Annotated in this window: 8 protein-coding genes (1 of these 8 running past the window's edge); 3 read left to right on the top strand and 5 right to left on the bottom strand. The window is 37.9% G+C overall.

All coding sequences use genetic code 11. The annotated features are described in order from the left end of the window. From ldpA to lepB, 3 genes are all read right to left on the bottom strand, one after another. Positions 1–430, bottom strand: the beginning of a protein-coding gene (gene ldpA, locus ACQFX9_RS29450) for a circadian clock protein LdpA (RefSeq protein WP_427160036.1). The gene continues 686 nt to the left of window position 1, outside the view; the window shows 430 of its 1,116 coding nt (coding positions 1–430); it begins with the start codon at positions 428–430; its stop codon lies beyond the left edge, outside the window. Between the two features lie 148 nt (positions 431–578). Further along, positions 579–2,420 (bottom strand): two-component system response regulator, encoded by a 1,842-nt coding sequence (locus tag ACQFX9_RS29445; protein ID WP_427160035.1) that lies wholly within the window; start codon positions 2,418–2,420, stop codon positions 579–581. A gap of 908 nt (positions 2,421–3,328) precedes the next feature. Next, positions 3,329–3,973, bottom strand: a complete 645-nt coding sequence (lepB, locus tag ACQFX9_RS29440; protein ID WP_427160034.1) for a signal peptidase I — start codon at positions 3,971–3,973, stop codon at positions 3,329–3,331. A gap of 214 nt (positions 3,974–4,187) precedes the next feature. On the opposite strand from lepB, the gene ACQFX9_RS29435 reads away from it, so the two are divergent. After that, complete coding sequence (locus tag ACQFX9_RS29435) at positions 4,188–5,507, top strand: dihydroorotase (protein ID WP_427160033.1); 1,320 nt, start codon at positions 4,188–4,190, stop codon at positions 5,505–5,507. Between the two features lie 125 nt (positions 5,508–5,632). Further along, entirely contained in the window at positions 5,633–6,805 is a 1,173-nt protein-coding gene (locus tag ACQFX9_RS29430; RefSeq protein ID WP_427160032.1) for a patatin-like phospholipase family protein, read from the top strand. A 1,212-nt stretch (positions 6,806–8,017) separates the two neighbouring features. On the opposite strand, the gene tsaE is transcribed toward ACQFX9_RS29430, so the two are convergent. Both tsaE and ACQFX9_RS29420 read right to left on the bottom strand, forming a co-directional pair. After that, positions 8,018–8,473, bottom strand: coding sequence for a tRNA (adenosine(37)-N6)-threonylcarbamoyltransferase complex ATPase subunit type 1 TsaE (gene tsaE / locus ACQFX9_RS29425; protein ID WP_427163034.1), 456 nt, complete (start codon positions 8,471–8,473; stop codon positions 8,018–8,020). A 145-nt stretch (positions 8,474–8,618) separates the two neighbouring features. After that, entirely contained in the window at positions 8,619–9,989 is a 1,371-nt protein-coding gene (locus tag ACQFX9_RS29420) for a gluconeogenesis factor YvcK family protein (RefSeq protein WP_427160031.1), read from the bottom strand. Between the two features lie 158 nt (positions 9,990–10,147). Between ACQFX9_RS29420 and ruvC the strand changes: the two genes are divergently transcribed. Next, on the top strand, positions 10,148–10,639 hold the full coding sequence (gene ruvC / locus ACQFX9_RS29415; RefSeq protein WP_427163033.1) for a crossover junction endodeoxyribonuclease RuvC: 492 nt from the start codon (positions 10,148–10,150) through the stop codon (positions 10,637–10,639). The last annotated feature ends 374 nt before the right edge of the window (positions 10,640–11,013 follow it).

The raw sequence follows: 11,013 nt of genomic DNA, 5'->3' as shown, positions 1-11,013 counted from the left end.
CGTAACACTTTTGGGATTCAACTCCTGAAAAATTGTCTTTTGTACGGTTAAATATGATTGCCTGAGCAGGACAGATTTTTTCACAGGGTCTAGGACAAGTTTGGGGACATTGAGTTTGATCAAATTCGGCTTTGCGAAAATGAGGATCTTCTCCATCATTCAAGCTGACCATTAAGAATGGTAAATTACCTTTGTAATTAAAACCGCGCTCTTGGGCATCACCTGTCAAGCTTTTTGCTACTTGTAAAGCTGCTTGTACGGACGCAATAACTGCTGGATCAGCAGAAACATCTATACAGTCAGCACCAGCCAAAGTATAGGCTATTGTTAAACTTCTGACTGTGGGGAGATGTTGGAAACTAGCTCCGCAAATAAGTTTGAACCAGTTACCTTTGGTTAATGATTGTAAAGGTGCTAACAAATTATTCACATTTCTATTATGCTTTTATTTGATGAAAAATAAAAGCCTGAATATACCAAAATCCCAGGTTAATGTATGCTTGGGTTTAATTTAACAGTAATGAAATCCAGAAATTCAATCAGTTTTGTTGTTTCTTACTTGTTGAGATTGCTATAACTTACCACTGAGGTACTGAATTAATAAAGTCAATTATAAATTTTTGCTCTATAGGTTCAGAAAATAAATAACCTTGAGCAAAGTCACAATTCAAATCTTTAAGATGTGCTAGCTGTTCTGGAGTTTCAACACCCTCTGCAATGGCAGTTATGCCCATAGATTCAGCAATACTAATCATTGCTGGTACTAAACCCATATTTGCTTTATCTAACTGCATGAGTTTAACAAAAGATTTATCGATTTTCAGAGCATCAAAAGGAAATATATGTAGATAACTGAGGGATGAATAACCTGTGCCAAAATCATCCATAATAAGTTTAATTTGGCGTTGTTTTAATTTTTGCAGAGTAGCTTTAATTTCTTCCGTATTATCCATAATTACGCTCTCTGTAATTTCTATTTCTAAGAGTTTAGGATTAACTTGGGTGGCTTGAATAATTTCATCAAATTGTTCAATAAAATTTGATTGATAGAATAAGCGTGCGCTTAAGTTAACACTAATTGTTAAATTTTTAGCTAGTTCTGAATAATTTTGCCAGCTACATAATTGTTCACAGGCTGACTGTAACACCCATGTATTAATCGGTTTAATTAAACCTGTTTCTTCAGCAATAGGAATAAATTCTGTAGGATAGATGATGCCACGATGTGGGTGTTTCCAGCGTATAAGTGCTTCAAACCCAGAAATTCTGCCTGTGGATAAGGCAACAATTGGCTGATAATAGACTATGAATTCCTGTCTTTCGATGGCTCTTCTGAGGTCATTTTCCATTTCTAAAGCATGGATAGCATTCTGGTACATGGCTGGCGTGAACACATGATATCTAGCTCTGCCCATAGCTTTAGCGTGATACATGGCTGTATCAGTATCTCTTAATAAATGCTCTGGTTTTTCATAATCTTTAGTACCCCAACTAATACCAATACTGACATTCATAAAGACTTCATATATAGATAATTTAAAGTTAGTAGATAATTGTTGTAATATATTTTCGGCAATTTCTAAAGCTATATTAATATCTGTAAGATTATCTAAAATAATTCCAAATTCATCGCCACCTAATCTAGCAAGGGTATCTGATGGTGTTAGACATAACTGAATACGATTAGCAAGAGCAATCAGCAATTCATCTCCTACTAAATGCCCCAGGGAGTCATTGATGATTTTAAAGCGATCGCAGTCTAAAAACATCACAGCAAAATGATAATCATATTCCTGTTTGGCACGATTTAAAGCTTTCTCTAAGTTCTTCATAAATAAGACTCGATTCGGCAAACCAGTGAGTGCGTCATGGAGAGCGATATCTAGTAATTTACTTTGAAGAGATTGGCTGATCGTAATTTCCTGCTGCAATTTGAGTAAGGCTTTTTCTAACTCCCAAGTTCTTTGTTTTACTCTTTGATCTAGTTCAGAGTTAAGTGCCATGAGTTCTAGTTGCGTTGTTCTTAATTTGATTTGATTCTGCACTCTTACCAGAACTTCTTCGAGTTCAAAGGGTTTAGTGATGTAATCTACTCCTCCTGTTTTAAAACCCTTAACTTTATCAAACACATCATCTAAAGCACTGATGAAAATTACAGGAATGTCCGCAGTGAGTTCCCACGCTTTAAAACGTTGACAGACTTCATAACCATCCATTTCTGGCATCATAATGTCCAACAAAATTAAATCTGGCAATACTGTTTTACAAGCAGTTAAAGCCATTTGCCAGTTTAAAGCTTTGCGAACGTTATATCCTGCTCTGGTGAGAATTGATGACAAAACTCGCAGGTTGTCAACCATATCGTCAATGATCAAAATGTCTTTTTTATTGGTTTTCAGCACAGGTAATTCATTCTGCATCTGTTCCAGTTAGTTCCATACTTTGCTGACACTTTATAAATACTTATTCGCTAAATTATTAAGACCTTAAGACTGTTATTTGTATCCAAGTATACTTTTTGGTGAAATCATAGCCCAATAGGTGACATAAGTAGGTAGGGTCAATACTAACACTACATATGACGTAAGATATCAAGCAGTTAACTGTTATTAGTATATAGCCATACTTAATTTATTTACATTTGCTTAAATTTTTAGCACATATCTTCTGGCTTATAAACATCAAACTTTGTTATAACACTATAATTAATTCGATATCACCTGAAAATACACAATACATATCTTATACAAGTAATACAATGCGTTGCCATGACTATATCAGGGATTACAACGAATTAACTGTATCTAACTAATCTTGTTTTGTCTAAGTATTTAACGAATTGTGAGCAACTGCAATATGAAACGCATCTTTTAAGCAGCTACTAATGTGTCAAAATTATCATGTTTGATAGAGAGAGAAGATAGCACATACTCAACCTTACTCAGTAAGGCAGCATTTACTAGTTAAATTATATACAATTCACTAAAACGGCAAATAAGTAAAATTATCAATCTTGTTTTACAACCTGATCCATCAAAAATCTTGATATGGTGAGGGGCATTTATTTGCTATGAAATTGAGAACTACTGTAATTTTATCTTGAAGACAAAAATTAGATTTTTTAATATAACTGCTATTTTATATAACTATAAATAGTTAGGGACTTCCAAAAAATAAAGGCTTTCAGGAATAACAGCAAAAATTGTCAATAATCTAGAAAAGGGAATATTGTTGCTTGGGAAGTCCCTCATACTGAGTTCAAGGAGCAGTTTAGGGTGATGTTGTTATTCTTAATGGCGATCGCCAATTGACTTTCTCAAATGATCACTTATTGGGGATATAAAGGTGATTTATCAATTTCTCCAATTTTGTTGATTGGCCAGAAACGCAGTACAGCGCGCCCAATAATGTTGTTACGTGGTACAACACCCCAACAACGACTGTCGTAGCTACTGTTACGATTATCACCTAGAACTAGATAAGAGTTAGGAGGTATTGTTTGAGATTTAGCTAAAAAAGGTGGTTGTGGCCCTGATTGACAAACATCAACAGAAGTATTTTGACTAGTAGTAATATATTTATCTTCTTTCAGGGGTTGATTGTTGATATACACTCTGCCATTTTTAACGGCGACGGTTTCCCCTGGCAAAGCAATAATCCGCTTAATAAACGCATCCTGATATTGTTCTTTTTGTAACTCTTCTGTTGGTGAGAATACTACAATATCTCCCCTTTGGGGATCGGAAAATTTATACTTCAATTTATCAACAATAATCTTGTCTGCTTCCCATTGGTTTGGAGTACCGTGCAGAGTTGTTTCCATAGAACCAGAGGGAATCCAGCGTGCTTCGGCGACGAAGGTGCGAATACCCAAGGCGAGAACAATACTTAAGATAACCGTTCTGCCTAGTTCTGCGATCCAGGAATTATCGGGTTGTTGACTAGAGTTGTTGTCAGACACTTGATTTTGCATGAAATTATTGAAGTAAATAAAATTGTCGGTAATTAACTCTTGAGGGATACTATACTTGTTAATTTTAATGGGAGAAACTTGATTTCGTAGTCATGATTCTGAGGTTTTTTTGGTAGTTATTTCCCTTGATGTCAACAAAAATCTCAAAAATCAGGACTAATTGTAGCCAAGTTACTGCTTAAATTTAGCTGTTTATGGGAACGTAGTTAGTTTGATGTCATCACTCCAAAGTATATTAATTCGGCAAGCTCGCATCATCTTACCCAGTGGGGAAGCGATGGTGGGAGACGTGTTAACTAGCGATCGCCACATCGTAGAAGTTGCACCAGAAATTGCCACAAGAACACCAGCAATAGAGATAGACGCACAAGGTTTAACTTTGTTGCCGGGAGTTATTGATCCGCAGGTGCATTTCCGCGAACCTGGATTAGAGCATAAGGAAGATTTATTCACAGCGAGTTGCGCCTGTGCCAAAGGTGGGGTCACATCCTTTTTGGAAATGCCCAATACTCGTCCTCTCACCACTAACCAGGAAACATTAGACGACAAATTACAACGTGCCTCGAACAAGTGCTTAGTTAATTATGGCTTTTTTATTGGGGCTACGGCAGAAAATCTCCCAGATTTACTAACAGTATCACCAACCCCAGGCATTAAAATTTTTATGGGGTCGATGCACGGTCAATTATTGATTGATCAAGAGGCTTTACTGGAGTCGATATTTGCTCAAGGTCGGCGATTGATTGCGGTTCATGCGGAAGACCAAGCCAGAATTCTCCAACGCCGCCAAGAATTTGCAGGTATTCATGACCCCGCCATTCATTCTCAAATCCAAGACAATCAAGCGGCACTTTTAGCAACTCAGTTGGCATTAAAACTTTCTAAAAAATATCAACGTCGTTTACATATTCTGCATATGTCTACGGCGGAGGAAGCAGAGTTATTACGTCAAGATAAACCCAGTTGGGTGACGGCGGAGGTAACACCACAACATTTAATGCTCAATACCAGTGCTTATGAAACGATTGGTACTTTAGCACAGATGAATCCCCCATTGCGGTCGCCCCACGATAATGAAGTTCTCTGGCAAGCTTTGCGAGATGGTGTGATTGATTTTATTGCTACCGACCATGCTCCCCATACTTTAGAGGAAAAAGCTCAAGAATATCCCAATACACCCTCTGGAATGCCGGGGGTAGAAACTTCTTTAGCTGTGATGTTAACTGCGGCGATGGCAGGTAAATGTACGGTTCCCCAGGTAGTTAATTGGATGTCTAAGGCTGTGGCTGAAGCTTATGGGATTCCGAATAAGGGAGCGATCGCACCTGGTTATGATGCCGATTTAGTCCTCGTAGACTTGAACACATATCGCCCTTTGCGCCGTGAAGAATTATTAACTAAATGTCGCTGGAGTCCCTTTGAAGGCTGGAATTTGACGGGATGGGCTGTGACTACCATTGTGGGGGGTCAAATTGTTTATGACCAAGGTCAACTCAATACACAAGTGCGGGGTCAAGCTTTAAGTTTCGTGTAGCAAATATCATCTAGACTTTACGTATACTGCCACCATAGATAATAGTTTAACCAAGTAAGTGCTGATTGCTGAGACTTACTCAAGCCGGGTGATTTCTTGTTGACTAGTCAGAGGGGAGAAGTACAATGTCCTTCAAAATCTTGAGTTTGGATGGTGGTGGTATACGTGGAGTAATTACAGCACGCATTCTTCAAGAAGTCGAGAGACAAATTCAAGCACACAAGGGTCAGTCTTTATGGGAATATTTTGACCTGATTGCTGGTACGTCCACGGGATCGATTTTAACTGCTGGGATTGCTGTCGGGAAAAGTAGTGATTATTTAGTACAAATGTATGTGGATAGGGGTCAGACAATATTTCCTCGCCACCGCAAAGAACGCTTCCAGCAATTTCCTGACTTGATCCAACCGTTACTAGACGCGTTTGCACCACCTAAATATTCTCATCAAGGACTAATTGATGTCTTAAAAGACGCGTTAGGTGACAAACGTATTCAGGAAATTAAAAACAAGATAATTTTAATTTTGGCTTACGATACCCTTTACCGGAACACAACATTTTTTACTAATTGTCATCCCGATGTGGGATTAAGATGGTACGACGAATGTCATCTTTGGCAGTTGTGTACAGCATCAGCATCTGCGCCGACCTTTTTTCCGCCATATAAATTAGAACCAGTTAATAAAAAAATCTTTGGTGATTGGGTATTTCCGCATATTGATGGGGGAGTGGGAGCAAATAACCCGGCTTTGGCTGCATTAAGTTTAGTATTGCGGCTGAGTCAATCAGCGATCGCACCGGAAATTAAACGAGAATATAAACTAGAGGGTGTCAGTTTAGAGGATATCGCCATTTTGTCTATTGGTACGGGTCAAAGTGGTGAACCTTTCTTGTTTGAACAAGTCCAAAGTTGGCGGGGTATCAACTGGGCGCAGCATTTAATTGATATCTTTATGGAACCGACATCAGAAATCAGTAGCACAATTTGCCGTCAAATTATGGGTGGATACAATTCTCAACGATATTTGCGGCTTCAGTTTGATTTAAATGAAAGGTTTCAACCTAAAGATGAGGAAAGCCATAGAGACACTCGCATTCTTTTAGAACGTGAACAAAGAGTCAATAGATTTACCCAAAATCCATTAAGTGAAGAAATGGATGATGCTAGACCTGAAACTGTAAAAAGATTTATTGATGCTGCATCCCAATTTATTGATGAGGGGTGTACCTATTACACTAGAAATGATTGCGGCCCTAGAGTTAAAGATGCGATCGCTGCTTTTATTAAGTCTAATTAGTATTTTTACGTAAAGAACTTTAGGAAAAATATTTTAAGCTAATTGCGGAGTATATATACTGAAATTTTTCGTATATGTACTAGCTTTACTTCTGTGAAATTACTTTTATTTTCATCTATCTATAGTCATATTTCAATATAAGCATAACTTTTTATACTGAAATAGCTAAATCAGTTTATCTCATAAATAAATTAACAATTAGTAACTTTACTTGTATAGATCCTGAATTGAGTTTGGGAATACTTAAGTACGAAGACAGCTAACACAGCTAATTCAGAAATTAATAATTACTTAATTTCTCTGCATTAGCTTTTTTGTGCTTAACTATCCGGATGTTTTAGCAAAGAACTGTAGAGGAAAGTAGGGTTAAGTAAACGGGCAAATTTCGGTGAATAATATGTTTTATACATATACAAATTTTATATGCACTTATTTTGTACCTGCTTAAAACCTATTTCTACTCTCTGTGATCACTAATTGTTCAAACAAGGCTGTGGCTGAAAAGCCTAGCAGGACTGAGCAGAAGCCGACAATCAACAATTAATAATGTTAGTCGAATTGCGCTCAACAATCAGTTGACAGAGAATTTTAAGAAATAGTTCAACAGCAAAAACCGCAGTGTTGAAGGCGCAAAAAATTTACCAGTATTACTGGCTAACAGCAGTCTTCTCAAAACCTAATCAGCAAGATTCTTCACTCAAGGACAGGTTTATGTCAGGTTTCACTATAATTTAATTCCTTTAATAAAGCAGGTATTAAAAACATCTCATTGCTTGCTATGTAAAGCCAAAAAAAGCATTTATGCAAGAAATGAGTTAAATTTTTGTCCATCTGGTGATCAAGTAACCGTGAATATACTCAATTTATCTAGACACGGCACGCAATCTATTAGATGGTAAACACAGCAAATCCGCAATTGCACAATATTTCACCAATTTTGAATAAAGAAGACAATGTATGTTAGTGAATTTTTTCGATGAACGTGGTAGCGGTAGATAGCACGAGTGGGGAATTAAACCTCGAATATCGCTCAATGCTTGTATTTTATGGAATGAAGGTTAATTGGTAATTATGCTGTTAGTGCTGGTAAATCAAGAAACATATCCATGTATTGACGGGTGAATTATTTACCATCATGCACGGTATTTGATGAATCATTTTGATATTACTGAAGTATTGACAGCTTTTTTACCAAGATTTCACAAAAGCTTTTCATAAAGTAGTAATTATATCGTCGATAGTGCAGTTAAAGGGTGTAATTTCAGCCTGGCGATCGCCTTGTTCTCCATAGGTTAAATGTATTTGCAAGTAACTCATTGGTTTGTAAGGCATTCGTTCTGACCACTCAATCGCTACAATACCGGGAGTCACTTCATCACCTTCCCAGTAAATTTCCAGGTTTAATGCTGAAACCTCTTGTGGTTCTAGACGATACAAATCAAGATGGTAAAGCGGTAAACGTCCTTGCGTATATTCATTGATCAAGGTAAAAGTGGGGCTGACAATCGACTCAGTAATACCTAAACCCCGGCCAAGACCTTGAACTAACGTAGTTTTACCTGCACCTAAATCACCTTCTAGTAAAATGACACTACCAGCAGCTAATTTTTCCCCCAAGATTATACCTATATTTAATGTTGCTGCCGTGTCAGGAAGAAGAAGTTTCATAAGTTGGTCATTAGTCATTAGTCATTAGTCATTAGTCATTAGTCATTAGTCATTAGTCATTAGTCATTAGTCATTAGTCAACAGTCAACAGATATTCCGATAGTGATGACTATGGACTATGGACTATTGACTGTTGACTATCACCTTATTTTCCATGATGCGCGCCACTGTACCACTTTAATAAAACTTTTGCTAGTTTTTGAGGATTGTGACGCACAAAGCCAATTTCATCTTCATACATCACGTTGGCTAAGACAATTCTTCTACCTAATTGGGATACAGCTTCTCTGTCTAAAAATACCGGATGGGAATTTTGTTGAGCATAACGGATGAGTGATTGGGCTGAGGGTGATTTTTTATGTACTAATACAGCGTCAAATAGTTGTCTGTCACCGGAAATTGCATCAATCGCCCTGATGTGATCTGCAACACTATATCCTTGAGTTTCCCCTGGTTGGGTCATGATGTTGCAGACATATATACGCGGGGCTTCGGACTCAGCGATCGCCTCAGCAATTTCTGTGACTAATAAGTTAGGAATAATGCTAGTGTAAAGGCTGCCTGGGCCGATAATAATGTAATCAGCTTCCTTGATAGCTTTAATTGCAGCTGGTAAAGCCGGAGGACTCTCAGGAATACAACCAATTTTGACAATTTTACCCCCAGCTTTGGGAATATTCGATTCGCCCTCAATACGACGACCATCAGCTAATTCAGCCCATAGACGGACATCGCTTAAAGTCGCTGGTAAAACTTGTCCCCGCACCGCCAAGACTTTGGAACTGGCCGCAACAGCCCTTTCTAAGTCTCCTGTGATATCACTCATAGCCGTGAGAAACAAGTTACCAAAGCTATGACCGGTCAATCCATCGCCAGCCCGAAAACGATATTGAAATAATTCTGTCAATAATTTTTCTTCGTCTGCTAAAGCGGCTAGACAGTTGCGAATATCTCCTGGTGGTAGCACCCCAAATTCTTGACGTAGCCTGCCAGAAGAACCACCATCATCAGCCACTGTGACAATAGCGGTAATATTAGCACTATAGGTTTTTAATCCTCTGAGTAAGGTTGATAGTCCTGTTCCCCCACCAATGACTACGATTTTGGGGCCACGATACAGGCGACGATGAGCTAATAGAACGTCAATTAATTCCTCTTCTGCATCTGGTCTGAGTACCTGAGTAATTGAACCCACGGTGCGAGTTTGTCCCCACAACACCAACAATAAACCACAAAGTATAACTAACGGGCCGCTGATATAGTTGGGTAAGATATTGGCGATCGCACTTAAAAACACCTTAAGTAATTCCAACATCAAAAAAATAGGGGTCAGCTTAATCCAAATTGCTAACCCCAAAATCGCCAGCAGTACACCTCCAACACTAATCAGCAACCAACGTTTAACCGAAAGTCCAGGGGATAACCATTTGAACCACTGGTTCACCCGATGAGAAGTTCGGCTGCGTGATTTTTGTTGCAGCGAGTGGAGGGCTTGTCTGAAAAAACCGATTGACATACCTAATTCGGAACAGTGGTACAAACAATAATTAACAGAAAATGTACACTAACTGGTTTTAACACCAAGTGTGAAATTAGAAAATTTTTCTGCTGTATTTAAACTAAGGGCAGATAGTGAATATTGCCAAATAAATAGACTTGGTTACAAAAACTTACATGGAAAAACGAATTTTAGGGTTAGATCCAGGACTGGCTATTCTGGGATTTGGGGCTATTAGCTGTACAAAAAACCCAAACCTCATACAAGATACAACAGTCAATGTCATGGATTTCGGAGTCATCAGAACTTCAAAAGACACAGATATGGGACAACGTCTGTGTACCTTGTACGATGACTTACATACTCTCATTGATCATGTACAGCCTGATTTGGTGGCGATTGAAAAACTGTTCTTTTATCGTATGTCAAGCACCATTCTAGTAGCACAAGCTAGAGGCGTAGTCATGCTCACCTTGGCACAACATCATCTACCTTATGTAGAATATACCCCTGCTCAAATCAAACAGGCTTTAACTGGCTATGGCAATGCTGATAAATTAGAGGTGCAAGAAGCGGTTGCACGGGAGTTAGATTTAGAAGATATACCCCAGCCAGATGATGCTGCGGATGGTTTGGCTGTGGCTTTGACCGCGTGTTTTCAGTTGTAAGTTGACGCACTAACACTTGATTTCTGCACTAAACTCTGTGCAGTTTCCTGTCATTATGGGTATGATCCCATATGTTCCATATTTTCTTTTTAAAAAGATATCAATATTTAAAAAGCTTCTTGGCAAATTTCTGCTGCTAGACAAAATAAAAAAAATTGAATTACTCTATCAAATTATTTTAATTACATATAAAAAAGGCTTGGTGATTCCAAGCCTAATTATATACCAAGCATTTACTACACCAAAACTAATGTAAACTCACTCATTCTCTAGGTCATCTGCCTCTAGATTGTATACAAATTATCTAACATCTGATATGTAATAACTTATTTAATAATAGAAAAGGTTTGGTTTATAACCAAACCTTGATAATT

Source organism: Aliinostoc sp. HNIBRCY26 (assembly GCF_050235535.1).
GTDB lineage: Bacteria > Cyanobacteriota > Cyanobacteriia > Cyanobacteriales > Nostocaceae > Trichormus.
This window is presented reverse-complemented; position numbering and strand designations above follow the sequence as displayed.

Coding starts and splice junctions, on each gene's coding strand:
- ACQFX9_RS29430 (WP_427160032.1), top strand. CDS start 5,633: ATGTCCTTCAAAATCTTGAGTTTGGATGGTGGTGGTATACGTGGAGTA.
- lepB (WP_427160034.1), bottom strand. CDS start 3,973: ATGCAAAATCAAGTGTCTGACAACAACTCTAGTCAACAACCCGATAAT.
- tsaE (WP_427163034.1), bottom strand. CDS start 8,473: ATGAAACTTCTTCTTCCTGACACGGCAGCAACATTAAATATAGGTATA.
- ACQFX9_RS29420 (WP_427160031.1), bottom strand. CDS start 9,989: ATGTCAATCGGTTTTTTCAGACAAGCCCTCCACTCGCTGCAACAAAAA.
- ruvC (WP_427163033.1), top strand. CDS start 10,148: ATGGAAAAACGAATTTTAGGGTTAGATCCAGGACTGGCTATTCTGGGA.
- ACQFX9_RS29445 (WP_427160035.1), bottom strand. CDS start 2,420: ATGCAGAATGAATTACCTGTGCTGAAAACCAATAAAAAAGACATTTTG.
- ACQFX9_RS29435 (WP_427160033.1), top strand. CDS start 4,188: ATGTCATCACTCCAAAGTATATTAATTCGGCAAGCTCGCATCATCTTA.